26 protein-coding genes are annotated in these 25,139 nt (G+C 39.8%); 19 read left to right on the forward strand and 7 right to left on the reverse strand.

The features are described 5' to 3' along the window. Nucleotides 1–739 precede the first annotated feature (739 nt). The 3 genes from CWC30_RS00190 to hslR all read right to left on the reverse strand — a co-directional run bounded on the left by CWC30_RS00190 (nt 740) and on the right by hslR (nt 3,821). Nucleotides 740–2,278, reverse strand: a complete 1,539-nt coding sequence (locus CWC30_RS00190) for a phosphoenolpyruvate carboxykinase (protein ID WP_036980452.1) — start codon at nt 2,276–2,278, stop codon at nt 740–742. Nucleotides 2,279–2,540: 262 nt separating this feature from the next. Next, complete coding sequence (hslO, locus tag CWC30_RS00195; RefSeq protein WP_013464245.1) at nt 2,541–3,386, reverse strand: Hsp33 family molecular chaperone HslO; 846 nt, start codon at nt 3,384–3,386, stop codon at nt 2,541–2,543. A gap of 12 nt (nt 3,387–3,398) precedes the next feature. Beyond that, nucleotides 3,399–3,821, reverse strand: coding sequence for a ribosome-associated heat shock protein Hsp15 (hslR, locus tag CWC30_RS00200; RefSeq protein ID WP_036980450.1), 423 nt, complete (start codon nt 3,819–3,821; stop codon nt 3,399–3,401). A gap of 196 nt (nt 3,822–4,017) precedes the next feature. On the opposite strand from hslR, the gene gspC reads away from it, so the two are divergent. From gspC to CWC30_RS00265, 13 genes are all read left to right on the forward strand, one after another. After that, the gene (gene gspC, locus CWC30_RS00205) at nt 4,018–4,962 is read left to right on the forward strand and encodes a type II secretion system protein GspC (RefSeq protein WP_036980448.1); all 945 of its coding nucleotides are present in this window, start codon (nt 4,018–4,020) and stop codon (nt 4,960–4,962) included. Between the two features lie 23 nt (nt 4,963–4,985). Next, nucleotides 4,986–7,052 carry a type II secretion system secretin GspD gene (gene gspD, locus CWC30_RS00210; protein WP_138626100.1) on the forward strand — a complete coding sequence of 689 codons (2,067 nt, stop codon included), beginning with the start codon at nt 4,986–4,988 and terminating at the stop codon, nt 7,050–7,052. Then, the gene (gspE, locus tag CWC30_RS00215; RefSeq protein WP_138626107.1) at nt 7,045–8,610 is read left to right on the forward strand and encodes a type II secretion system ATPase GspE; all 1,566 of its coding nucleotides are present in this window, start codon (nt 7,045–7,047) and stop codon (nt 8,608–8,610) included. Before gspD ends, gspE begins: the two co-directional genes overlap by 8 nt. A gap of 2 nt (nt 8,611–8,612) precedes the next feature. Next, nucleotides 8,613–9,848 carry a type II secretion system inner membrane protein GspF gene (gene gspF / locus CWC30_RS00220; RefSeq protein WP_036980442.1) on the forward strand — a complete coding sequence of 412 codons (1,236 nt, stop codon included), beginning with the start codon at nt 8,613–8,615 and terminating at the stop codon, nt 9,846–9,848. Between the two features lie 69 nt (nt 9,849–9,917). Further along, nucleotides 9,918–10,340, forward strand: a complete 423-nt coding sequence (gspG, locus tag CWC30_RS00225; RefSeq protein WP_016900325.1) for a type II secretion system major pseudopilin GspG — start codon at nt 9,918–9,920, stop codon at nt 10,338–10,340. Nucleotides 10,341–10,389: 49 nt separating this feature from the next. Next, nucleotides 10,390–10,977, forward strand: a complete 588-nt coding sequence (locus CWC30_RS00230; RefSeq protein WP_013464252.1) for a prepilin-type N-terminal cleavage/methylation domain-containing protein — start codon at nt 10,390–10,392, stop codon at nt 10,975–10,977. After that, on the forward strand, nt 10,977–11,351 hold the full coding sequence (gene gspI / locus CWC30_RS00235) for a type II secretion system minor pseudopilin GspI (RefSeq protein ID WP_016900327.1): 375 nt from the start codon (nt 10,977–10,979) through the stop codon (nt 11,349–11,351). The genes CWC30_RS00230 and gspI overlap by 1 nt, the downstream gene beginning before the upstream one ends. Further along, complete coding sequence (gspJ, locus tag CWC30_RS00240; RefSeq protein WP_036980439.1) at nt 11,352–12,017, forward strand: type II secretion system minor pseudopilin GspJ; 666 nt, start codon at nt 11,352–11,354, stop codon at nt 12,015–12,017. Further along, a complete protein-coding gene (gene gspK, locus CWC30_RS00245; protein ID WP_069439169.1) occupies nt 12,017–13,003 on the forward strand; it encodes a type II secretion system minor pseudopilin GspK in 987 nt (328 codons plus the stop codon). The genes gspJ and gspK overlap by 1 nt, the downstream gene beginning before the upstream one ends. Continuing rightward, complete coding sequence (gene gspL / locus CWC30_RS00250) at nt 13,000–14,208, forward strand: type II secretion system protein GspL (RefSeq protein ID WP_138626101.1); 1,209 nt, start codon at nt 13,000–13,002, stop codon at nt 14,206–14,208. The genes gspK and gspL overlap by 4 nt, the downstream gene beginning before the upstream one ends. After that, nucleotides 14,205–14,678, forward strand: coding sequence for a type II secretion system protein M (locus CWC30_RS00255; RefSeq protein ID WP_013464257.1), 474 nt, complete (start codon nt 14,205–14,207; stop codon nt 14,676–14,678). The genes gspL and CWC30_RS00255 overlap by 4 nt, the downstream gene beginning before the upstream one ends. Nucleotides 14,679–14,681: 3 nt before the next feature. Beyond that, the gene (locus CWC30_RS00260; RefSeq protein ID WP_138626102.1) at nt 14,682–15,440 is read left to right on the forward strand and encodes a type II secretion system protein N; all 759 of its coding nucleotides are present in this window, start codon (nt 14,682–14,684) and stop codon (nt 15,438–15,440) included. A gap of 22 nt (nt 15,441–15,462) precedes the next feature. Beyond that, nucleotides 15,463–16,050 carry a UPF0149 family protein gene (locus tag CWC30_RS00265; RefSeq protein ID WP_024601509.1) on the forward strand — a complete coding sequence of 196 codons (588 nt, stop codon included), beginning with the start codon at nt 15,463–15,465 and terminating at the stop codon, nt 16,048–16,050. 12 nt (nt 16,051–16,062) lie between these two features. On the opposite strand, the gene CWC30_RS00270 is transcribed toward CWC30_RS00265, so the two are convergent. Then, complete coding sequence (locus tag CWC30_RS00270; protein WP_138626103.1) at nt 16,063–16,269, reverse strand: hypothetical protein; 207 nt, start codon at nt 16,267–16,269, stop codon at nt 16,063–16,065. Then, the gene (locus CWC30_RS00275; protein ID WP_069439166.1) at nt 16,269–16,628 is read right to left on the reverse strand and encodes a hypothetical protein; all 360 of its coding nucleotides are present in this window, start codon (nt 16,626–16,628) and stop codon (nt 16,269–16,271) included. The genes CWC30_RS00270 and CWC30_RS00275 overlap by 1 nt, the downstream gene beginning before the upstream one ends. A 282-nt stretch (nt 16,629–16,910) precedes the next feature. Here CWC30_RS00275 and ccoG point away from each other — a divergent pair, with 282 nt between their 5' ends. The 4 genes from ccoG to CWC30_RS00295 all read left to right on the forward strand — a co-directional run bounded on the left by ccoG (nt 16,911) and on the right by CWC30_RS00295 (nt 20,714). Then, a complete protein-coding gene (gene ccoG, locus CWC30_RS00280; RefSeq protein ID WP_036980430.1) occupies nt 16,911–18,341 on the forward strand; it encodes a cytochrome c oxidase accessory protein CcoG in 1,431 nt (476 codons plus the stop codon). A gap of 81 nt (nt 18,342–18,422) precedes the next feature. Then, nucleotides 18,423–19,397: a serine/threonine protein kinase gene (locus CWC30_RS00285; protein WP_138626104.1), complete on the forward strand. Its 975-nt coding sequence runs from the start codon at nt 18,423–18,425 to the stop codon at nt 19,395–19,397. Nucleotides 19,398–19,432: 35 nt separating this feature from the next. Then, complete coding sequence (locus tag CWC30_RS00290) at nt 19,433–20,056, forward strand: thiol:disulfide interchange protein DsbA/DsbL (RefSeq protein ID WP_036980428.1); 624 nt, start codon at nt 19,433–19,435, stop codon at nt 20,054–20,056. A gap of 19 nt (nt 20,057–20,075) precedes the next feature. Then, nucleotides 20,076–20,714 carry a thiol:disulfide interchange protein DsbA/DsbL gene (locus CWC30_RS00295; protein ID WP_008113400.1) on the forward strand — a complete coding sequence of 213 codons (639 nt, stop codon included), beginning with the start codon at nt 20,076–20,078 and terminating at the stop codon, nt 20,712–20,714. Between the two features lie 73 nt (nt 20,715–20,787). Here CWC30_RS00295 and trmA read toward each other — a convergent pair whose 3' ends face one another. Beyond that, nucleotides 20,788–21,885, reverse strand: a complete 1,098-nt coding sequence (gene trmA / locus CWC30_RS00300) for a tRNA (uridine(54)-C5)-methyltransferase TrmA (protein WP_138626105.1) — start codon at nt 21,883–21,885, stop codon at nt 20,788–20,790. 164 nt (nt 21,886–22,049) lie between these two features. Here trmA and CWC30_RS00305 point away from each other — a divergent pair, with 164 nt between their 5' ends. Together CWC30_RS00305 and murI are read left to right on the forward strand one after the other, a co-directional pair. Further along, on the forward strand, nt 22,050–23,174 hold the full coding sequence (locus CWC30_RS00305) for a DUF5610 domain-containing protein (RefSeq protein ID WP_138626106.1): 1,125 nt from the start codon (nt 22,050–22,052) through the stop codon (nt 23,172–23,174). Nucleotides 23,175–23,240: 66 nt separating this feature from the next. Continuing rightward, nucleotides 23,241–24,029 carry a glutamate racemase gene (murI, locus tag CWC30_RS00310; protein WP_069439163.1) on the forward strand — a complete coding sequence of 263 codons (789 nt, stop codon included), beginning with the start codon at nt 23,241–23,243 and terminating at the stop codon, nt 24,027–24,029. On the opposite strand, the gene CWC30_RS00315 is transcribed toward murI, so the two are convergent. Continuing rightward, complete coding sequence (locus tag CWC30_RS00315) at nt 23,992–24,471, reverse strand: RNA recognition motif domain-containing protein (RefSeq protein ID WP_013464268.1); 480 nt, start codon at nt 24,469–24,471, stop codon at nt 23,992–23,994. The two genes, murI and CWC30_RS00315, sit on opposite strands and share 38 nt — an antisense overlap. Nucleotides 24,472–25,139 lie beyond the last annotated feature (668 nt).

A 25,139-nucleotide genomic window follows, 5' to 3' on the forward strand; every position in this document is an offset into this window, starting at 1 on the left:
AGTCGGGCTTTTTTACGTATGCAGGAAAGTGAAACATAAAGTTGAAAGGTATTAGGTTAAAGGAAGAGAATTGACCAGAACCGACCCCACGACATGCTACTGCGCTGTCGCTACGAAGTAGTATACCCACTCCAAATACAAGTCAGTGTTTAAGCCATGCGCTATAAGTTTTGAAGTATTATTATCAGCCCTGCTACTCTTTACTGATCTCAGTTATTCACCTTGCACTTTAAACTAGTCCTTAAATTATCATCTCCATGCCTTCATAATGACTCTCCCCGCTGTTTTGCAACGATATTCTGCTATGCTGTCACAAGAAGTAGCACATTCACTCCAAAAGCAAGCAAGACTCGAATGACTTGAGCCTTCTTGTGTTCGTAGGAGTTTACCAGTAATAGCTAGTGTTGTTTGGTGTGCTCTAACAGGGTAAAGAGTGAGGTGTTGGACAGATTTACCCTACAGTATTGTTTCATTGCTGATGACAACCCGTAACTGTACTAATGTGACATAGTTTAATAGCGTTTAATTTGGATATACAAACTAGTAACTGCTACTTTAAAGCTTAACAGGCTCTCGGTGAGCCTTTATTAAGAAATTCGCAAAAACATAGGGAAAACGTTTTAGCTAATAGGTGGCTTATCAGCAATTATTAAAGTAACTACGTTGCTGAAGTAAAATAGATAGGATCAAAAACGCCAACTCAAGGTTGGCGTTTTAATTATCAGGCTAAAGGTGATTATTAAACTTTAGGGCCTGCGTTTTTAATTTCGTCAGATACGTCGTATTTAGCAAAATTTTCTGTGAAATCAGATGCTAGCTTAGCCGCATACTCTGCGTATTTAGCTTTGTCTTCCCAGGTATTGATTGGGTTGAGAAGTTTGCTATCTACGCCCGGTACTGCAACTGGTACGTCTAGGTTTAGCACGTCAATGTGTTGGGTTTCTACATCGGCTAATTTTCCAGATACGATTGCATCCACAACAGCTCGTGTTGTTGGAATATCAAAACGCTTACCAATACCGTAAGGGCCACCTGTCCATCCGGTGTTAACTAGGTAAACTTTAGCGCCGAATTCACGTACACGCTTCATTAGAAGCTCTGCGTATACACCTGCAGGACGTGGGAAGAAAGGAGCACCAAAACAGGTTGAGAATGTTGATTCAATATCGCTAGTAGAACCAATTTCTGTAGAGCCTACTTTTGCTGTGTAGCCACTTAGGAAGTGAAATGCTGCAGCTTCTTCGGTTAGTACAGATACAGGCGGTAGTACACCACTCACATCACATGTTAGGAAAACAACAGCCTTAGGCTCACCTGCGCGGTTTTCAACTTTACGTTTTTCAACGTGCTCTAGTGGGTAAGCTGCACGGCTATTTTGAGTTAGGCTGGTATCGTTGAAATCAGGAACACGGTTTTCATCAAGTACCACATTCTCTAAAATTGTACCGAATCGAATAGCGTCCCAGATAACAGGTTCGTTTTTCTGAGAAAGGTCGATACATTTAGCGTAACAACCACCTTCGATATTAAATACACTACCTGGTGCCCAGCCGTGCTCGTCATCACCGATTAAGAAGCGAGTTGGATCTGCTGATAATGTTGTTTTACCTGTACCAGATAAACCAAAGAATAACGCAGTATCGCCTGCTTCGCCTACATTAGCAGAACAGTGCATTGGTAATACACCTTTCGCTGGTAGTAGGAAGTTTTGCACAGAGAACATCGATTTTTTCATTTCACCCGCGTAGCGCATGCCAGCAAGTAACACCTTACGTTGTGCAAAGTTAATAATAACTGTGCCATCGCTATTGGTACCATCGCGTTCTGGATCACATACAAACGAAGGTACATTCATTACTTGCCACTGAGGGAAGTCTGCTTTGTTGTATGATTGTGGTTGGATGAACATGTTTTTAGCGAAGATATGGTGCCAAGCAGTTTCTGTTGTTACAACCACTGGAAGATAGTGCTCTGGATCAGCGCCAACTTCAAGGTGAGAGATAAAGTGGTCATTGCTTTGCACATGTGCTTCTACACGTGCCCATAACGCGTCAAACTTATCTGCATCGAATGGGCGATTTACATTACCCCATTGGATTTCATTTTCAGTACTTGATTCTTGAACAATAAAACGATCTTTTGGAGAACGACCGGTACGACGACCAGTGTTAGCTACAAAAGCACCATTTGCGGCTAAAGTCCCTTCGCCACGGCTGATAGCGTGCTCGACAAGTTCAGCTGCAGTTAGATCGACAAAACGGGTAGCGCTTGAAGTCATGTTTATACCTAAATTGTGTGAGATTGAACGGGATAGCTCTGGGTCTTAGTAACCTTTAAGCTGCAAATATAGTAACAGATGGATTAAGGATATTCGAGCTTATAAACGCCGTAAAAACATATAAATTAAGAAAAAACATGAATAATTTCAATGATACCGGTGTCATGAAAAATACTCAGCTTGTGATACCGGTGTCATTTTTTAGGCACAAAAAAGCCATAAAAAATTATGGCTATTTTGTGCTGTGTTTTATAAAAGTAGATTAGTTAAATATACTTTTTATATCTTGCTCGTTAAACACATAATCTTTTAAACAGTAATGGCAGCTAATTTTAATCTCACCATTTTTTTCAACATCGTCCAAAAGCGCTTGTTGACCAACATTAACTAAAGCCGTCATCGTTTTTTCGCGGTTACAGCCACATTTAAATTGAATTGGTTGAGGATCAAATACACGTGGATTATCTTCATGATAAAGACGCGTTAAAATAGTATTGGCATCGAGCTCTAATAGCTCTTCATCTTTAATGGTATTGCTGAGTGCTTCTAAGTGAGCAAAATCTTCAATCGACTTTTGTTTATCAACAGGTAGTACTTGTAAAAATAGCCCACATGCTTTGGCGCTTCCCTCTGTGGTGTCGGTTGCAAACCAAAGGCGCGTTTTTAATTGCTCAGATTGCTCAAAGTAGCTTTCTATACATTCACTTAAGGTATCATGCTCTAAAGGCACTATACCTTGGTAACGCTCCCCTTGCGTTGGAGTAATAGTGATAACCATGTAACCTTGGCCTATAAGCTCTCTAACTGTTGACCCTGTCACTTCACTTTGAAGTCGTGCTATGCCGCGCATATTTTGTTGGTCGTCACCGTTAATAACGGCATATTTTACCGGCCCATCACCTTGTAGTTGAACGGCAATTTCGCCTTCAAACTTTAATGTTGCTGTTAATAAACAGGTTGCAACAAGCAGCTCACCTAGTAATGCTTTAACGGGCTCTGGGTAATTGTGTTTAGCAATCATTTCATTGTAAGCGTTGTCTATTTGTACGAGTTCGCCACGAACATCGAGATTGTCGAATAAATAGCGATGAAGTAAATCTTGTTGCATGAGCGGCTATACCTAACTTGATTTCATTTTTAAAAGTTCGCGTCTTTGCTTTTTATCAGGCTTTTTAACCGGATGAGGTGCAAAGAAGCTGTTATTTTTGCGTGCGATAGTATTTTCTTCACGCTTAGCAATACTTGCATCAGATTCTTGATACAAGGTCTGTGCAATGGGGGCGCTTTGGCGCTTTTCAAGTATATTTAATACTGTGACAGTTTTTTCATCAACGCCCTGGGCTAGCTTTATAACTGCGCCAATTTCTACAATTTTACTAGCCTTACTGCGTTGCCCATTATAATGTACTTTGCCGCCTTGTACCATTTCTCGAGCTATTGCACGCGTTTTATAAAATCGAGCCGCCCATAACCATTTGTCCAACCTCACTTTAAGTGCGTCAGCGTTTTCTGAGCTGTCATTGAGTTTAGTTTTCTTTGTCATAAAACATCCCTAGTAAATTAACTGCCTAGGTAAATTATCACGAAACCGTTACCGCATGTAGCTATTGCTTGATAGCTGATACGATAAATAAATTAATCTGTTTACAAAGTTTAATATTAGCGTGCTTGTTGAATGAAAAATGAAAAGGTACTATGGCTGAGTGATTTCGTTATAAATTAAAATAAGAACACTACCTATGGAACAGCACGTTCAACAATTTAAGCAGTTATTAAACCGTTTACCGCATGCGAAATTAAGCGCAATGGTTATGGTTTTAGTTGTTGTTTATATTGCATTTTTATTATCAAAACTGATGTGGCTATTATGGCCGCAGCCAGTAATGTCTCCTCTTGCCCCTATCAGCTATTCTAACCAAGCTGTGGGTGGCAATAACCAGTCTATAGATTCGATCATTGAGCAATTTGTATTTGGTAAAGTAAATGTAACAAAAAACACCAATACTGCTTCGCAAACTAAAGTCATTAATAATGCCCCTGAAACGCGTCTTAGTATTAACTTAACCGGTATTGTTGCTGTTAGTAATGATGATAAGGCGGGAATGGCTATTATTGAATCGCAAGGTCGCCAGACGAGTTATTTAGTAGAGGATGTGGTGCAAGGTACACGTGCAAAAGTATCGCAAATACTCCCAGATCGTGTGATTCTAGATGTAAGTGGTCGCTTTGAAACCTTAATGCTTGATGGGCTCGACTTTACCAAAACAGTGTCTATGCCGGTACTCGCTGCGCGAGATGAGTCTGAAATGGGGCCTTTAGCGCCTTCAGCACAAAGCGATGAACAAATTGATGCCACTGCCAACCTTGAGGTGAAAGAAGCATTAATAGAAACTCGCGAAGAGCTTTTAGAAGAACCTGGCAAGCTATTTGATTATATACGTGTTTCTCAAGCGATGAATGATGGGGAGCTTATAGGTTATCGTTTGAGTCCTGGTAAAGAGCCCGAACTATTTAAACAAATGGGATTACAAAATAACGATTTAGCCGTGGCAATTAACGGTTATCAATTAACAGATTTAAAACAGGCAATGGCAGCAATGAATGAGCTGCGAAACAGTACAGATGCAACTATCACAATAGAGCGTGATGGTGAGCAAATAGATGTACTATTTAGTCTGCAATAACTTAGCTTTGGAGTTTTAACATAATGGTTCAGGTGCTACACCTCAAAAAAATTAAAAAAGGGTTAGCTAAGTATGCAGCACTTTTTTTAGCGGCAAGTATTTCTATGTCGGTTGCTGCTGTTGAATACGCTGCTAACTTTAAGGGCACAGATATTAATGAGTTTATTAATATTGTTGGCAAAAACCTTAATAAAACCATCATTATTGATCCTAACGTGCGTGGCAAAGTAAATGTACGCAGTTATGAATTAATGGATGAGGCACTTTATTATCAGTTCTTTTTAAATGTTTTAGAAGTTTACGGTTATTCAGCCGTCGAAATGGATAACAACATAATAAAAATAGAAAAAAGCTCAGATGCCAAAAAGTCAAATGTGCCATTAATTACTGCTGATAGCCAAGCGCTTGGCGATATGATGATTACACGGGTTGTACGAGTTAAAAATGTCAGCGTACAAGAATTAGGTCCTTTAGTTCGCCAATTTAGCGACCAAAAAGACGGTGGTCACGTTGCTAACTTTAATGCGGCCAACGTAATGATGCTAACTGGTCATGCAGCCTCGGTGAACCGCTTAGTAGAAATTATTCGCTCTGTTGACCAAGCGGGTGATAAGCGAGTCGATATCGTTAAGCTTAAGTTCGCAACGGCTGATGATGTTGTCTCTGTAGTAGAGAATATATACAAAGACAGTGGTAAGGGTAGCGTACCTGAGTTTTTAATTCCTAAAGTAGTGGCTGATGGTCGAACTAATAGTGTGATTGTTAGTGGTGAAGGTCAAGCTCGTACCCGCGCCATTGAGCTTATTAAACGTCTCGACGGCGAACTTGAAAGCCAAGGTAATACCAAAGTATTTTACCTAAACTACGCAAAGGCAGAAGATTTAGTCAAAGTACTTCAAGGTGTGAGTAAATCGCTGGCAGAGGATTCAAAAGGCGGAGCAACCAACAATGCGCGTAGTAGTAATAGAAACGACACGAGTATTGAAGCACACCCAGATTCAAATTCATTAGTCATTACCGCCCAGCCAGATACGATGCGTTCACTTGAATCGGTTATTGAGCGTTTAGATATTCGCCGCGCACAAGTATTAGTAGAAGCCATTATTATTGAAGTAATGGAAGGTGATGGCGTTAACTTTGGCCTGCAATGGATTTCAGAAGAAGGCGGCATGCTGCAATTTAATAATGGTACCACTGTGCCTGTCGGTGCCTTAGCTGTAGCTGCTGAGCAAGCTCGTGATAAAACAATAACTAAAAGCATTATTGGTACTGAGTCAGGTACTGTTACCGAATATGATGAAACAACTGAAGGCGACTACGGCCCGCTTGCATCATTACTTGGTGGTATTAATGGTTTAGCCATGGGAGTGATTAAAAACGATTGGGGCGCAATCGTTCAAGCGGTTTCAACTGACACTAATTCGAATATTCTAGCGACTCCCTCTATTACCACTATGGATAACGAAGAAGCGTCTATTTTAGTTGGCCAAGAAGTGCCAATTATTACTGGCTCGCAAACAGGTAGTAATAATACGAACCCATTCCAGACGGTTGAGCGCCAAGAAGTGGGTATAAAGCTTAAAGTGACACCGCAAATTAATGATGGTTCAGCGGTACAGTTGACTATAGAACAAGAAGTTTCCAGTGTTAGTGGTGCAACAGCAGTTGATATTTCAGTCAATAAGCGCGCAATTAAAACAACCGTGATGGCCGATGATGGCGGCATGGTGGTACTAGGCGGCTTGATAGATGAAGATGTACAAGAAAGCGTGTCAAAAGTGCCATTACTAGGCGACATCCCTATTTTAGGGCACTTATTTAAGTCAACTAATACAACAAAGCGTAAGCGTAATCTTATTGTATTTATCAGACCGACCATTATTCGCGATGGCGTTAGTATGAATAAACTTAGCTTTAATAAATATAACTTTATTCGCGGTGAACAATTTAAAAAACGTGAAGATGGTATTAATTTAATGCCAATGTCAGACACACCTATTTTACCTGAGTGGAATGACGAATTGTTGTTACCACCAACGTATGAAGAGCATTTACGCAAACAAAATGCACAAGAGCGTAATGATGACTAATGCGATAGAAGATATTAATCAAGATGTTGTTCATCCAATTACTCATAGTAATGATGAACAGCTTGCTCAAGATGACTTAATTGAACTGCCTGCAAAACGTTTGCCGTTTTCTTATGCCAGACGAGTAGGTGCGTTACTTAGTAAACATAAGGATAACCGAGTTGTTTACTACCGTGGTGAGCTTGATGTTGATGTATTATTAGAAGTGCGTCGTATTGCAGGACATGGCTTTGCACTTGAGCAACTAGAAGATGATAAGTTTGAGCTATTACTAGAAGCATCGTATCAACGTGACAGCTCAGAAACTCAGCAAATGATGGAAGACATTGGTAATGAGGTTGATTTATTCTCACTAGCTGATGAGCTTCCTCAAACTGAAGACTTACTTGCCGGTGACGACGATGCGCCAATTATAAAGCTGATTAATGCCATGCTCAGTGAGGCAATTAAAGAAGGTGCCTCTGATATTCACATTGAAACATTTGAGCAAGAGCTGGTTATTCGTTTTCGGGTGGATGGCGTACTCAAAGAAGTTTTAAAACCTAATCGTAAATTAGCCTCTTTGCTGGTATCGCGTATTAAAGTAATGGCCAAACTCGATATCGCAGAAAAACGTATACCGCAGGATGGTCGCATTAGTTTGCGTATTGCAGGACGCGCAGTAGATGTGCGTGTATCGACTATGCCATCGAGCTTTGGTGAGCGCGTGGTACTGCGTTTGCTTGATAAAAACAATGCACGTTTAAACCTTGAAGATTTAGGTATGACAGCTCGAAACCGAGAGCTGTTTGCCGACTTAATTAGCAAGCCTCACGGTATAATCTTAGTTACAGGCCCTACAGGCTCTGGTAAAAGTACTACTTTATATGCAGGTATGAGCCAAATTAACTCGCGGGATCGCAATATTTTAACGGTTGAAGATCCCATTGAGTATGAAATCCCAGGTATTGGCCAAACACAGGTTAATACCAAGGTTGATATGACTTTTGCCCGTGGCCTACGCGCTATTTTACGTCAAGATCCTGATGTGGTTATGGTTGGTGAAATACGTGACTTAGAAACCGCTCAAATTGGTGTACAAGCATCGCTGACTGGTCACTTAGTTATGTCTACATTGCATACCAATACCGCCTCAGGTGCAATTACCCGTATGGAAGATATGGGTGTTGAGCCATTCTTATTGTCGTCATCATTACTCGGCGTATTGTCACAGCGCTTAGTACGTACCTTATGCAATAGCTGTAAAGAAGGGCATATTGCAGATGAGCGTGAATGTGAATTACTCGGCGTACCGCTTGATAATGCTCCGACGATTTACCGCGCGGTAGGGTGTGAAGAGTGTAACTTTAACGGTTATCGTGGTCGTACAGGTATTCACGAATTATTAGTTGTCGACGAAACCATTCGTGAAATGATCCACAGCGGTAAAGGTGAGCAAAGCGTAGAGAAATATATTCGTAAACGCAGCCCAAGTATTCGTCAAGATGGCTGCAGCCGCGTACTTGCGGGTAAAACAACGCTTGAAGAAGTATTACGCGTAACCCGTGAGGAAGGCTAACAATGGCGGCGTTTGAATACCGTGCATTAGATGGCCGGGGAAAAGAAAAAAAAGGAATTTTAGAAGCGGATACAGCAAAGCAAGTTCGCCAACTTTTACGCGATCAAAAGCTAACCCCCCTCGAGGTGCTGCCAGCTGCGCAAGATGATAAACAAGTTCGAGGTCAAAAAGCGCCATTATTAGGCTCTTTATTTAAGCCGACAATATCAACGTCAGATCTTGCTTTGATTACACGTCAACTTGCAACCCTAATTCAGTCAGCCTTACCCGTTGAGGGTGCCGTGATGGCGGTTGCTGAGCAGTGTGAAAAACCACGGCTAAAACGTATGTTAATGTCTGTGCGCTCTAAAGTGGTGGAAGGGTATACGCTTGCTGATGGGATGAGTGAATTTCCGCACGTATTTGACGATTTATACCGTGCAATGGTGGCCGCAGGTGAAAAGTCAGGTCACTTAGATCAAGTACTTAACAGATTGGCTGATTACACCGAGCAACGCCAACACATGCGTAGCCAAATTACGCAAGCGATGGTGTATCCCATTATTTTGGTCGTGTTCGCTATTGGTATTGTTTCAGTATTATTAGGTACTGTGGTGCCTAAAATACTAAAAACGTTTGAAAAAACCAAACAAGTATTACCTTGGACAACCGAATGGGTCATGGCGGGTAGTCATTTTGTACAAAACTATTGGTTTGTTAGTTTATTAGCGATCACAGCGATTGCTATTGGAATTAAATATGCACTTAAAAAGCCTAAAGTACGGTTTTGGTGGGATGCAAAAGTATTACATATGCCAGGCATAGGTAAGGTTGCCAGAGGGATTAACACGGCGCGCTTTGCCCGTACATTAAGTATTTTATCGTCAAGCTCAGTGCCGCTACTTGAAGGAATGCGTATTTCAGGCGGGGTGTTGGTTAACGAAAAAATAAAGCAAGCAGTGGCTGATGCCGCAGAAAGAGTTAGTGAAGGGGCGAGTCTTCGTGCTTCACTACAGCAAACTAAGTTGTTTCCACCAATGATGCTACATATGATAGCCAGTGGTGAAAAGTCCGGTGAACTTGAGCAAATGTTAGAGCGTGCTGCTAACAATCAAGATCGCGAGTTTGAAAGTATGGTTAATGTGTCATTAAAATTATTGGAACCGGCAATGATTGCGTCTATGGCAGTGATTGTGCTGTTCATAGTAATGGCAATTTTGCAGCCAATTATGGCAATGAACAAGGCCGTAGGTCTTTAAGTATTTTTTATATTAATGATTTAAACAAATCATTTTTGCTTAGTGTTTTTAGAATAACGAGGTAATAACGTGAATAAACAATCAGGTTTTTCTTTATTAGAAGTCATGGTGGTACTGGTTATCATCGGTATGATCATGTCGATTGTGGCACCTAATATTATGGGCCAGCAAGAAGAAGCGGCTATTGATAAAGCGCATTTAGATATTCAGCAGTTAGAAGATGCTATGAGTTTGTACAAGCTTAAAAATAAAAGCTACCCAAGTACAGAGCAAGGTTTAGAGGCATTAGTTACTAAAACCAGTATTGAGCCCATTCCTAAGCGTTTTCCTGATGGTGGCTTTATTAGCAAGTTACCAGAAGATCCATGGGGTAATAATTACCAATTAATCAGTCCTGGAGAAATAGGTAAATTTGATATCTTTTCGATGGGTCCAGATGGCGAACCAGCCACCGAAGATGACATTGGTAATTGGGATGAAGATAAGCAGTAATGACCAATAACTTTACCATGCACTTAAACATAATACATTGGGGCTTGCCATGCAGGTAAGCCCTAAGCACCTGAGTGCAAAGCATTATGGTTTTAGTTTAATAGAAATTTTAGTGGTATTGGTGATCATCGCCTTTGCCACCAAAATGGTGGTATACAGCTTAGATGGCGGCGCTGAAGAAGCGTTAGACAAGCAAGCAAATAGGCTGCATACCACCATTAATGCCGCATCGGAATTTGCGGTGCTTAATCAAATAGAATTAGGCCTTTTAGTTGAGCAAAATACGCTTGAATTTTTAGTTTTTGATGGCGAAAAATGGATTAGCTTTGATCGTGAAGCTTTATTTAAGCCAATTGAGATCGAACCCCAATTTAAATTAACACTTAATCTTGAAGACCTACCTTGGGCACAAGATAACTTACTAGAGCAGTCAAATTGGCGTGAGCTAATGAGTGGTAACAATGAAGATAGTTTATTAGAGCTTAAAAAGTTAAAAGTACCGCAAGTACTTATTTTATCCTCTGCCGATGTAAGTGCGTTTCAGCTCATGCTTGAATTAAAAGATCAGCCAGAGCCGGTGTACTTTATTGAAGGTAAATTTGCAGCCCCAGTCGATTTTCGTCGAGAGCCCCAATAATGAAAAAATACCACGGGTTTACATTATTAGAAGTCTTAGTTGCACTGAGTATTTGTGCCATGGCTGGTATTGCGGCAATGCAAGCAACCGGTGAGCATATTCATCACTTATCAAGTATTGAAGAACAAACGTATGGCTCATGGGTCGCTGAGAATGTATTGGTAGAACAACGAACGAAAGGCGAAAAATGGCAAGGTAAAAATGGTACCCGCGGCAGTGAGATGATGGCGGGTATTGAATGGTTTTGGCGCCAAGATGTTGTGCCCACTGCCGACAAGAGCTTTGTAAAAGTCACTATTAATGTGTTTACGGATGATAAGTATGAAAATTCAATTTATGAGTTAAGCACTTACTTAAATAAAGGTAAGCCTTAAGTGAAGCAGCGCGGTTTTACATTATTAGAAGTGATGGTGGCACTGGGTGTGTTGGCGTTTGTGATTATGGCCACCCACCAAATACTTGATACCACAACGCGAGCTAAACAAGCATCAGATGAAAAAATTGCTGAACTAAATAGCTTACAAACTGCATTTAGATTGATGGATCAAGACTTTAGCCAAATGACTAAACGCCAAGTACGTAATGAAGCTGGAGATTTTCAAGAGGGATACTTACTTGCTGGACGCTACATTATAGAAAGCCAGCTTGATGGTATTGCCTTTGTACGTGATGGTTGGATGAATCCCATTAACTTACTTCCTCGCTCAGAGTTACAAGCTGTTGGTTATCGCGTCATTGATGACAAGTTAGAACGCGTATATCGCATTTATGTTGATCAACTCGATAATATGGAGCCTCGTAGCCAAGTTGTTTTAGCTGACGTAGAAGAGCTTAAATTTGAGTTTTTAGATGGTAACGCAGAGTGGCAAGAAAACTGGCAAATTAAGGCGTTACCTAAAGCGGTAGCTGTAACGTTAAAGCAAATGAACGCAGAACCAATTAGGCGTGTGTTTTTAGTGCCAGGACTCGGTAAAGAGCTACCTAAACCAGTAACAGAGGGGACTAACCCGTCGCAACCTAATGGCCGAGGTACGCCTTGATGAACCAACAATCTTCGCGCGGCGCGGCTTTGGTTATTGTATTATTTATTGTCGCGCTTGCAGCTATTTTAGCCGTTGAAATGAGTGCTAATTTAATGGTGCAAGTACAAAGAAGTACTAACTTACAAAGTCAGCAACAAGCGAAATGGTATGCCTATGGTGCTGAAGAATTAGCTATTAAAGGCTTAATTCAAAGTAAAAAAGACGATCCAGAAAAAACCACCTTAGCGCAGCTGTGGGCAAAGCAAGGTGATGTAAAGTACCCTGTTGAGAACGGCACGTTAAGCGGCCAGTTGACTGATTTACAAGCGTGTTTAAATTTAAACGCGCTTGGGGTTGAGCCAGACCCAAATAGCGGTAATAAAACGAACCCTGCACATAAAGCGTTGTTTGCTATTTTAGAAAATATAGATGATTTACCCAGTGATGAATCAGAAGAAGGGATGGCCGACAGTGTGTTTGATTGGCTTGATGAGAACAGTATAACCTATCGCTCAGGAGCTGAAGAAGGCGAGTATTTATCGCGTCAGTTTCCATATATGACGGCTAATAGCTTATTTGCATCGGTGTCTGAACTGCGTTTAATTAAAGGGTTTAATCCTTTGGTTATGGAAAAAGTGCTGCCTTTTGTCTGTGTGATCCCAGGTAGCACATTACTTTCAATCAATGTTAATACAATCACTGAAGAGCAAGCATTATTACTCAGTGGCTTAATAGATGAACTTAGTGTTTCAGGCGCTCAAGCGGTAATTGCAGCGCGTCCTGAAAATGGTTTTGATAATATTGAAGAGTTTTTTGAATCTGTATTACAACAAGGTGGTAAAAACATCAAAGCAGTAGAAAAACTTTTTAGTGTGAAAAGTGAATATTTTAAATTACAAACGCAGGCAAAATTTGTTGATTTGCGTTTTTCGATGACCACATTACTGTATGCCAGCAATGGCGAGGTAACGATACTGGCGCGAAAATTTGGAGGCGTACAGTGACAGAGATACTGTTGATCCGCACGGGTCAAACCGAACAAGACTTACTTAACTGGTTAATATACTCACCACAAGAACAAGAAATAATAGCCAGTGGCGAGTTACAAAATGCCAGCCAGTTAAGTGAGTTAACTGAAAAAGCATCAACCCGAGAGCTCGTGGTACTTTTACCATGCGACCAAGTGCAATTAAAAACGGTGATACTGCCAACTAAATGGAACCGTAAGCTAGAGCAAGCACTGCCTTATATGCTCGAAGAGGATATTGCCTGTGATATAGACGATATCTATATAGCGCTAGGGGAACCGACAATGGTTGAAGCGCAGCATGCAATTAGGGTTGCGCTAATGAACCGTGATTGGTTTGAGCACTGGTTAGAGGTGTTTGAGCAACACCAGCTCAGTGCTCATAAAATAGTGCCAGATGGCTTGTTATTGCCCAGTGCAGAAGAGCCTTGTGTAGCGGCAATTGAGCTCAACAAGCAATGGCTATTTAAAAAAGGTGACTGGCATATCGGTGCGGTTGAAAGCAGCTGGTTAAAGGAGTATCTAACGGCTTTAGGTAACCCTGATATAAAACATTACAGCCCTGCAGAGCAATTTCCCGAAACGCTTACCTTGCATCCGCAAACCAGTGACTATGAGCTGCCGTTAGCATTATTTGCTAAGCAGTTAGATCAGCTTAAATTTAATTTGCGTCAAGGGCCTTACACGATTAAAAAGAAAACGGCTTTATGGTGGGGTTACTGGAAAAGTGCCACCATAATTAGTGTTATTGCTTTGCTATCGAGTGTGGCTATTAAAGCGGTTGAATTACATCAGCTTGATTCGCAGCTTGAGGTAGCTAAATCACAAGTAGTAGAGCGATTTCAAAAAGCCTTTCCAGGCACGCGGGTGCGCCCTCACTTAATTAAAAATCAAATACAGGGAGCACTGGATAAAGTACAAGGTACGAGCGATGCTGGCTTTTTAGATTTAACCAGCAAGCTGGTGAGTGTATTTTCACAAGTGAGCGAATTTACACCGCAAACCTTACGTTTTGATAAGCGCCGTAATGAATTACGTATTCGTGCTCGTGCAAAAGACTTTCAAACCTTTGGTAAGGTTAAAGCCATTCTTGAGCAGCAAGGTGTGACTGTTGAGCAGGGGTCGTTAAATAATGATGGTGATTATATCGTCGGCGAAATTAGACTGCGAGGTGCACAATGAAACAACAGTTCATGAAATATTGGGGTTCATTAAAAGAACAAGAGCAGCAGTTAATAATGGTTGCGGGTGGTGTATTTATTATTTTTGTTTTGGTAATGGGTATATTTAGACCCTTAAATACGGCAATAGAAAATGCGCAACAATCACAAATAAAACAACAAGAATTGCTAGCATGGGTAGACGACAGTATCGTTAAACTTAAAGCAGCAGGAAAAGCGCAAGCGGTGAGCAATCAAAACCTCAGCCAAATAGTGAATAATACGCGCGGTCGTTACAGCATTAATATTAGTAAAATGCAGCCAAATGATAATTCACTTCGTTTAACACTCGACTCAGTGGAGTTTAATCAATTAATCCAATGGATTGACGAGCTGGTTAATCAGCATGGTTTAAGCGTAGAAAATTTAGATTTAAGCCAAGATGATAAATCCGGTTATGTACGCGTTAGCCGTTTAGTATTAGAGAAGTAGTTAATGAAAAAAATAATAATTTTATCCATCGTTTTTGTAATTAGCTTTCTTGTTTTTAGCGTTATAAAATTGCCCGCTGCAGTGGCTTTAAATTTTGCTAAACCTTACTTACCTGCGCAGTTAGAGGTAGGGCAAACTTTTGGTACGCTATGGCAAGGTCAAATAATGCAGCTTCGCTTTCAAGGTGAACAGTTGAATAATGTACGTTGGGATATATCAGGCTGGTCAATCTTTAAAGCTCAAGTGAATACTAACTTACGTTTTGGTAATCCTCGCGAACGTGATGACATTTCTGGGTATGCAGATATTAGTTATTCTCTTACAAATGATGAACTTAGAATAACTGATACTGTAGTGCGTTCAACGGTTGAGCGCACTATGCAGCGCATTGATTTACCGTTACCGGTTACTGCTAAAGGACGCGTTATTTTAGAGCTCGATGAGTATGTTTCAGGCGCTCCTTATTGCCAATCATTACAAGGTGAAATAGCCAGCCCTGATATTGATGTGCAAGGACTAGCTGGCTGGTTTAATATAGGCGATTTAAGCGGTAAACTAAGTTGTAAGTCGGGCGATGTAGCCATACTTATCGAGCCAAATAATAGATTAGGGTTAGAGGCTGATGCTACACTAAAAGCCAATTTTGATTTTAAAGTAGCGGGATATGTTAAACCTGATCTCACTTTACCGAAAGAAGTCCATGACGCGGTGAAGTTTTTAGGTAGACCAGATAACCAAGGTCGGTATCCACTTAAATTTTAATATTTTACAAAAAAGAGTTTTAATGCAAATACCTCAGTTTACTGAGCAGCACGCCAAGCTGCTCAGCGAGTTTTTAACTACCCAGCCTGGCGCTATGAGCCTTATTCAAAGCCAAGGTTATTTATTTGGCACTATTTGTTCACCTGAGCCATTAGAAGTACATCAATGGTTAGAGCAAATTCTCCCTAATACCGCGAATGACCTTGATGAAGACATGTTGTTTTTGTTTATGGCATTACATCACCAAGTAAGTGAACAAGTATTTGAACTTGGTTATAAGTTACCCGCTGAGTTTGACCTTGAGTTTTGTCAGCAGTGGTCTGCAGGTTTTTTAACTGCAAGCCAAACGTATACTCATAAGTTACTTCAGAGTGAGCAACTAGATATTCAATACAAGCAAGCGCTTGAAAGTGCACAGGCGACTCTTAGCTTTTTTGCATTAGATAAACCAACGATTGCACAGATTGCACAGCAAAATAATATCGATGAATTACATTTGTGTGCGCAGCAGTATGAATTAATGGGCGACTTTGCGTTAGGTTTTGCTGAACTTATAGAAATTGTCGCGCTTAATAGTGGTTTGTATACCGATGAAGGGTGGGATGAATAAGTAGTTACAGCCTTAAGCGCCAATCTCTAATTCAATATCAGTGCAACCTTGTTTGCACTGTATTACTCCCTTACCAGGTTTGCTGGTGGCTAAATTTAACGTTAATACACCCTGGCAATGCTCACATTTGATTGTTTTACCTTGTGCCAACTGCTTAAGCATAGTGCGATGTTTGTGAAATGAGTTACTTGCTTTTTTATTTAATCCAGAAAAATCCATTATTTCACTCTCGATTGCGCTAATGACTCTTTGATAATGCGACATACCGTTGTTAAACGTTCTGAATAAAAGTAAAGGTTTAGATCGCCTTGACGACAATAGCGTAGTTCAAACAACTTTACTGACTCATCATTGGTAAACGTTTTATTAATATAGTCTTCTTCGGATCTTGAAAGTGCTAACTGTTTATTGATTTTGTTTCTTGTCATGGTTGCGACAGGAAAACGATCAACTTTAGTTGTGCTGCTTAACAAGCCTATACCATCACCGAGTAAGCGCTCACGAGGCTCTTTTACCAAGGGGTGATCAATGGTAAAAAATGCTAGGATCACAACCACTAGTATAAAAAATTTCTTCATAAATACACAAACCTTGATCCAAACAACACGTTAGTAGCCGGCAAGTGTAATAAAATACACCTTAAAAGCAAGTCACAAGTTGAATAAATTATTAGCAATCTAGTCAGTAATTTTAGCCAATATGCGTATAATAAGGGGAGTAATTAGATATTTCTGAAATATCTGAAAGTATACAAGTGCGACCTAAAGCGTATTATGTTTAGCATGTAAGTTGCTACACTTAGGCGAAAAGTACAAAAAGATTGCTGAATTTTTATTTCCTAGCGGCGTTGAGGAACTTCAATGGATAAGCAAATTAAAGTAAAAAACATACCAACAGAGGTTAAGATCCAAAAACCCGATCTGAGCCGACAAGAAGATAGATTTAACCCACGCAACCGTATTTATGTGCGTGCTGTTTCAGGGCTCCATCAATTACTAAGACAACGTATTGGCTTTTTAGGCATGCTGGCGTTTATGTTATTGCCCTGGATCAACTTTAACGGTCAACAAGCTGTTTTATTTGAGCTAATGGAGCAAAAATTTAATATTTTTGGCTTAACCCTGTGGCCACAAGATTTCACCATTCTTGCATTTATATTTATGCTAGCAGCGTTTGCCTTATTTCTGGTTACCACTTTTTATGGTCGAGTGTGGTGTGGCTATACATGTCCGCAAACAGTATGGACCTTCATTTTTATTTGGTTTGAAGAAAAGTTTGAGGGCAGCGCTAACCAACGTAAAAAGTTAGATCAACGGCCGATGGATTTTGACAAGTTCTGGCGTAAAACAGCTAAACACACTAGTTGGGTACTATTTTCTTTATATACTGCGTTAACGTTTGTTGGTTACTTCACGCCTATTCGCGAACTACTGCCTGAATTTGTTACCTTTAATGTGGGCGGTTATGCCTTAGTTAGTATTATTGTATTTACTATTTGTACTTATGGTAATGCGGGTTGGATGCGCGAAATTATGTGTTTACATATATGCCCATACTCACGTTTTCAGTCAGCAATGTTTGATAAAGACACCTTTACTGTAAGCTACGATGAAGCGCGTGGTGAAAACCGCGGGCCACGTTCGCGTAAACAAGACCCAAAAGAGTTGGGTTTAGGTGACTGTATTGACTGTAACTTGTGTGTGCAGGTTTGCCCAACCGGGATCGATATTCGTAATGGTCTGCAATATGAGTGTATAAATTGTGGTGCTTGTATTGATGCCTGTGACGGCGTAATGGATAAAATGAATTACCCTCGGGGCCTTATCTCTTACACCACCGAGCGTAATTTAGAAACACCGGAGAATAAAACCCATCCGCTGCGCCCAAAGCTGATTGGTTACAGTGTTATTTTAATCTTACTTACCGGTGCGCTGGTTGCTAATATCGCCATGCGTAAAACCATGGACTTTGATATTATTCGCGACCGCAATCAGTTGTATCGTGTCGATTTTAATGGTTTAGTTGAAAACACCTACACCTTAAAAGTAATTAACAAAGCACAATACGAGCAAACATTCTCTATTGATGTAACCGGGTTAGATAATTATAAATACTTAGGTGATACTACCTTTACAGTAAACGCTGGTGAATCGCATAATGTACCGCTATCACTGGTAATGGATCCTTATGATTTAAAAGCGCCAATGACCGAGTTTAACTTTGTGTTGTCGCCAATAAACGAGCCCGATAATAAAATATCGCAGCCAAGCAACTTTTTTAAGGCACGATAAGTCGCTTTATTAAAGGCAAACGAGCACTGTTATTAACAAAAAAGCGGGATATTCCCGCTTTTCTTTTTATATAAGAAGTATATGAGTAAATTTAGCTTTATTGACTTAACCCCAGATCTTATTTTGGATGCCATAGAAAGCGTGGATATTTATGCTGAGTCAGGGTTGTTAGCGCTAAATAGCTACGAGAATCGGGTGTATCAATTTGTGGCCGAGGGTGCAAAGCGTTACGTCGTTAAGTTTTATCGCCCTGAGCGCTGGAGCAAAGCGCAAATTCAAGAAGAGCATGACTTTGCTTTTGAGCTAGCCGCCGCTGGAGTACCGGTGGTGGCGCCAATAAAACACAATGGGCAAAGCTTGTTTGAACATCAAGGGTATTTATTTACTTTGTTCCCAAGTGTAGGCGGGCGTTTATTTGAGGTGGACAATTTAGATCAACTCGATGTGCTCGGGCGTTTAATCGGTCGTATGCATCAAGTAGCCAAAACGAAACCCTTTACCCAAAGACCGACCATTACTTGTGATGAATATTTAGATACAGCTAAAGTTCATTTACAAAAAAGTAAGTTAGTCCCTATGGGATTAGAGACTTCCTTTTACACTATTTTAGATTTAGTCATTGCCCAAGCGCAGCTGCAATATAAAAATGTAGATAGTATTCGCTTACACGGAGACTGCCATGCTGGTAATATTTTATGGGCTGGGGATGCGCTGATGTTTGTTGATTTAGACGATAGCCGCCAAGGACCTGCAATTCAAGATTTATGGATGATGCTCAGTGGCGATCGACAAACACAGCTGTTACAGTTAGACACTTTAGTGAATGCGTATGAAGAGTTTTGTGATTTTGATCACTCACAACTGAAGCTGATCGAACCGCTTCGCGCCATGCGTATGATTCATTACATGGGTTGGGTTGCAAAACGTTGGAGTGATCCTGCTTTTGTACGGAACTTTTCATGGTTTGCAGATGACAAATACTGGGAGCAACAAATTTTAGCACTTAAAGAGCAGTTTGCAGCTTTGCAAGAAGCCCCGTTAAAATTATTGCCATAATATTTTTATTTTAAAAGAAGTATAACGAGATATTCATGCTTAAAAAATTAAAACTAAGTTTACTGATCCTATGTTTACCTTTTGCAGCATTAGCTGCTAACTTTGAAGCGGGTAATCAATACACTGTAATTGATGTTGAAAAAAGTAAAACGCCAAACGTAACCGAATTCTTCTCTTTCTATTGCCCGCACTGTTTTAAGTTTGAGCCGGTAGCAAAAGGGATTGCAGAAAACTTACCTGAAGGGGCTGAGTTTGTAAAAAATCATGTTAACTTTTTAGGGGGCGTTTCACCACAAGCGCAAAGTAATTTAAGCTTTGCTTACTTAATCGCAAAAAAGCATGGTCAAGCCGAAGCAGTAACAGCGCAAATTTTTAAAAGCATCCATATTCAGCGTGCACCATTAACAGAAATTAAAGACGTTAAGAAGTTATTAGAGCTTAACGCAATTGATAACAGCACATTTGATAATGATATTGCTAGTTTGCCTATCATAGCAGCTGAACGTGCCATGCAAGATAAGCAGAATAAATATTCTGAGCTTGGCGCATTAACTGGCGTACCTACATTTATCGTAAATGACAAATATAAAATCAATATTAATACAATCAAGAGCCAACAAGAACTTGATGAGTTAATTAGCTTTTTACTAAAACTATAATTTTTGGAGCACCATAATAATGATCAAATTAGTTAAAGCAGGGTTACTTGCTGTATTACTCCCTTTAGCTGCAACCAGTTTTGCTGCCACTTACGAAGAGGGCGTGCATTACGATGTCGTCTCTGATCGTGCAACCAGAAAACCAGAAGTAAAAGAGTTTTTCTCTTTTTACTGTCCTGCATGTAATAACATGGAACCACTGCTGGCCGAAATCAAACCTAAGCTAGATAAAAACGTAAAGTTTAAGAAAAGCCATGTAGATTTTGTGGGTGTACGTGACCCAGAACATCAAACCATGATCAGCCAAGCATTAGCTACAGCTGAAGTACTACCTCAAAAAGATAAAATTATTTCAGCGATGTTTGATCATATCCATGCAAAGCGTGCACGATTTAATGAGTTGGCAGATGTAAAAGACGTATTCTTAGCGCAAGGCGTAGATGGCGACAAGTTTGATAAATTATTTGAAAGCTTCTCGGTACGTACACTTAGCTCTAAAATGAAACGTGACCAAGATTACTTTAAAGGAAAAGGGGCACTGCGTGGCGTTCCAACATTTATTGTTAATGGTAAATATAAGCTTAACTTAGGTGGCGAGTCAGGTATTTCATCGCCAGAAGATGTAAGCGCACTTATTAACTACTTAGCAAATAAATAAGTAGTTTAGTGAAATAAAAAAGCTCCGAAAGGAGCTTTTTTATTTTTACAACGTGCGCTGTTTAATGCTTTTTTTATTTACGTTGTAAAAACACACCAGATTCAATGTGGTGTGTATAAGGGAACTGATCAAATATTGCAAAGCGCTTAACCTCATGGGTTTGCGTTAAGTGATCAAGGTCGCGCTCTAATGTGTCTGGGTTACATGATATATAAATAATATTCTCATAGTTAGCCACTAAGTCACACGTAAGCGTGTCCATGCCTGCTCGAGGCGGGTCGACTAAGATGGTTTGGCAGTTGTAACTACTAAGGTCAATGCCATCTAGGCGAGAGAAAGTACGCTCGCCTTTCATTGCCTGAGTAAACTCTTCGCTCGACATGCGAATAATATCTAAGTTAGTTACTTTGTTTTGAGCAATATTATATTGCGCTGAATGCACAGACGATTTTGATATTTCTGTTGCCAGCACTTTATTAAATGAGCCCGCAAGTGCAATTGAAAAGTTTCCGTTACCACAATACAGCTCTAGTAAATCATTGTTTAGTGGTTTACATAACTCTTGTGCCCACTCCAACATCTTAATATTTACCTTCGCATTAGGCTGAGTAAAGCTATTTTCTACCTGCTGATAGATTAGCTCTTGGCCATTCACCATTAAGCGCTCAGTAATAAAGTCATCGCCCAATTTTTCTTTTTGCTTACGTGCACGGCCAATAAAGTCAATTTTGTACTGGCTACTTAGTTTTTCTTTTAAGGCATTGATCTCAGTTAACCAGTGTTCATCAAGTGGCTTGTGATATAGCAAGCTCACTAAAATTTCACCACTGAGGGTTGATAAATAATCTATTTGAAATAATTTACGACGCAGTACTTCGCAGCCTTTTAAATTTTCAATCATCACCTGCATAACTTCACCTACTAAAGGAGCTGCAGGGTCAAAGGTATCAACACGTATTTTATCTTTTGTTTGTTGATCAAACATAATATGAAACAGATCGTCACCATCGTGCCATACTCTAAATTCTGCACGTTGGCGGTAGTTAATGGGCTCAGAGCTAAATACTTCTAACTGTTTTACACCGAAACGTTGAAACTGCTCTGTAATACGCTGCTCTTTTTCATTTAATTGTGTATCGTACTGCGTGGTATCTATATTTATAACTGCCATTAACGGTATAACCTTATCGTTGAGATCTGTTTATCGGCGCTATTGTAGGGGGCGAAGCGTATTTGTCTAGTTTTGATCAAATATAGTGAGCTTTTTTTGAGCATTTTACTACAGTATAGGCTTTCTTGGTCGATATAAGAGTAAGTCTAAATAGGAGTCCTCTCATGAAAATAGGTAACTTTAGTTTTGTTCCAAACAGCAATGCCAATAAATACAATACTAAACAAGCAATGCCACAGCCTAAAATAGACTCGCCACCAACTAGTTATCAGCAACGAGGAAAAGAACTGGCTGCTGCCATATTAGGTGACAAAATGGCAAAAGAATTAGGTTTGCCGGTTGCTGAAACGAAAAAAGACAAACCACTGTTTGATTTTAATGAAGTCGTAAAAAATGTTTTAGACTTTGTTACAAGCTCGGTAAAAAAAGCCAAAGCCAATGGTGCCGATAACGACAAACTGCAAGATATGCTAAATCAGGCACGTAAAGGAGTGCAAACGGGTGTTGATGAGGCTGTGGATGAACTAAAAGGCATGGGCGTATTTAATCAAGAACTTGAAGAGGGTATTGATAAATCTAAAGAGGGTATCTTTAAGGGCCTCGATAAATTTGAGCAGAACTTATTTAACCCACAACCTGCAAGCGTAACTGTAAGTCAGGCGCAATATGTAAGTTTAAGCAATAGTGCTGATTACACATTCACCACAGCAGAAGGTGATGAGGTGAGTATTAGCTTTGCAGATGCTTATCAATCGCAATCATCTAGTCGCTATCAACAAACAGATGATTCACAATCATTTAGTACGCAATTTTCTGAATCCCGTGAGCTCTCTTTCTCGATGTCAGTAAATGGTGAGCTTAATGAAGACGAGCAGCAAGCCATAAATGATTTAATGGCAGAGTTACAAGATGTCAGTAAAACCTTTTTCAGTGGCGATTTAGACAAAGCATTTGAACAAGCCCAAGAACTCAGTTTAGGGAATGAACAGCTGGTGGCATTCTCAATGGACTTACGTCAAAGCAAAACCGTTGCTGCCATTAAAGAGTATGAACAAATTAAGCCAACATCAGAAAAAGCCATTGCCGAAAGTGTTGCCCCTTTTAATGATGATCTAAAATCGGCTTACTCTAAAGCGCACACCCTAGGATTAGAAAGCCAGCTATCAGGTATCATTCAATGGCTAAATCAAGATCAACAAGAAATAGATAAACTGGTTGATTACACTAACACCATGTTTGAAAACTTAGATAAATTAAGCGCCGCTACTGCAAAGCTAGGCACTGAGTAAAACTACTTTCTTTTACAAAAGCCACATGGCAAACTGCCGTTCTTAGTAAAGAGTAGGAATGGTAGTTTGTCAGCGCACATCATGGTATTTGATTCAGGTATAGGTGGAACCACCGTGCTTGAGCATATTCAGCAAAGCATTCCTCATGCTCAATACAGCTATTTTATGGATAATGCATTATTGCCATATGGCGCACAGTCGCAACAAACCATCATTAATCGACTATGTGGATTGATTCAATTTATTAAAGATGAGTCACTAAATGTCGACTTAATTGTTATAGCCTGCAATACCGCCTCAACATCAGCGTTAAGTGCGGTACGTCAAATAACAGACATTCCTATTGTTGGGGTAGTACCTGCAATTAAACCCGCAGCGCAATTAACGCAATCAAAACATATAGGTTTATTGGCAACTCCCGCAACGGTATCAAGCCCGTATACTGATGCACTTATAAAAGAACATGCCTCATCGATAACCACAAGTTTATATAGTAGTGTTGAACTGGTTACTTTGGCAGAGACTCTCTTTTTTACCCAGCACTTAGATCTCGATAAGTTGCACACTGAGTTAGACCGATTAAATATTAATAAAGATATCGATGTACTGGTATTAGGCTGTACTCACTTTCCTATTTTAGCTAAACCAATTAGTGATTACTTTAATACGCAAGTACAGTTATTAGACTCTGGTGCGGCCATTGCTAAGCGAGTTAGTTATTTACTCAAATTAAGTAATAATCAAGCAGGCATAAAAAAGCCGCTGCACTATTATGCAACGGCTGATGTATGTAGTGATAAATTAGCGGTCAAGCAAGTTACACTGTTTGATCCGACTCTGAACGATAAGAGTTAGAATCATCTTCTTGTTTTTGTTTTGCTTCACGTACTTTCAAAGTACGTTGTTGAAACTCACTATCGTTTAGTTTAGCAATTGCATTATCAGCATCTGCTTGTGCCATTTCAACAAAGCCAAAACCGCGACGCTTGCCAGTATTCTTATCTTTTAACAAACGAACGTTAAATACTTTGCCTTGCTCCTCAAATAAAGTACGAACTACACCTTCATTTGCACGATAAGGAAGATTGCCAACATAAAGTGTTTTTGTTTTTACTTCGGCTTCTTCTGTACTTACTGATGACATTGCAGCAATAACAAGTCCACCAATTAATAAACCGGCACCGAATAGAAGTGCAGGGTCTAATGCTAGGCTTGCAAGCGCAAACTTAACGATAACAAAACCAACAACAGCAAGAATAACTGCGAAGATAAAAGATTTTTGATCGGGTAATTTCATTTTGATCTACCAATAAACAGGAAATAAACATTAATTTAACATTGTGAACTTGCTATCTTAACGTCTTAATTGAACATAGCAATGAAATTTATAGCAAATAGTTAATAAGAGTGTAAAAAACAACCGATAGTAAGGCGTATCTTTACTATTTTAGCCTCGTTTGTTTGAAACTTGAGCAAACGGTAAAAAGATCTAAAAAAAAGGTTGATCTGTTTTCGGATCTCCCTATAATGCGACCCCACTGAAACGGCAGAACGCAACGCATAGCGAGGCATGAGCTACTCAGAGAGTTAAGTAAAACTTAAGTTTAAATCATCGAAAGAAAGTTTAAAATTAAGTGTTGACTCGAAAAATAAAGGATGTATTATACGCATCCCTAGCGACAACGTCGCAACGTTCTTTAACAATATAAAGCAATCATCTGTGTGGGCACTCGTACAGGTTGAGTTCTAACAGTGAAGCTTAGTTTACTAAGTGACGCAAACAAATTTAGAGTCTCAATGTGATTTCTCGAAAGAGAAACTGAGTGACCAACAGAATAGTTACTTTTAGTAATTATTCAGCACAGTCAATTCAATATCGAAAGATATTAAATAAATTCAGAATTCATTGAGCTGTCGAAAGACATAAAACTTTTTAATTGAAGAGTTTGATCATGGCTCAGATTT

This window comes from Pseudoalteromonas sp. S4741 (assembly GCF_005886135.1).
Classification (GTDB): domain Bacteria; phylum Pseudomonadota; class Gammaproteobacteria; order Enterobacterales; family Alteromonadaceae; genus Pseudoalteromonas; species Pseudoalteromonas tetraodonis.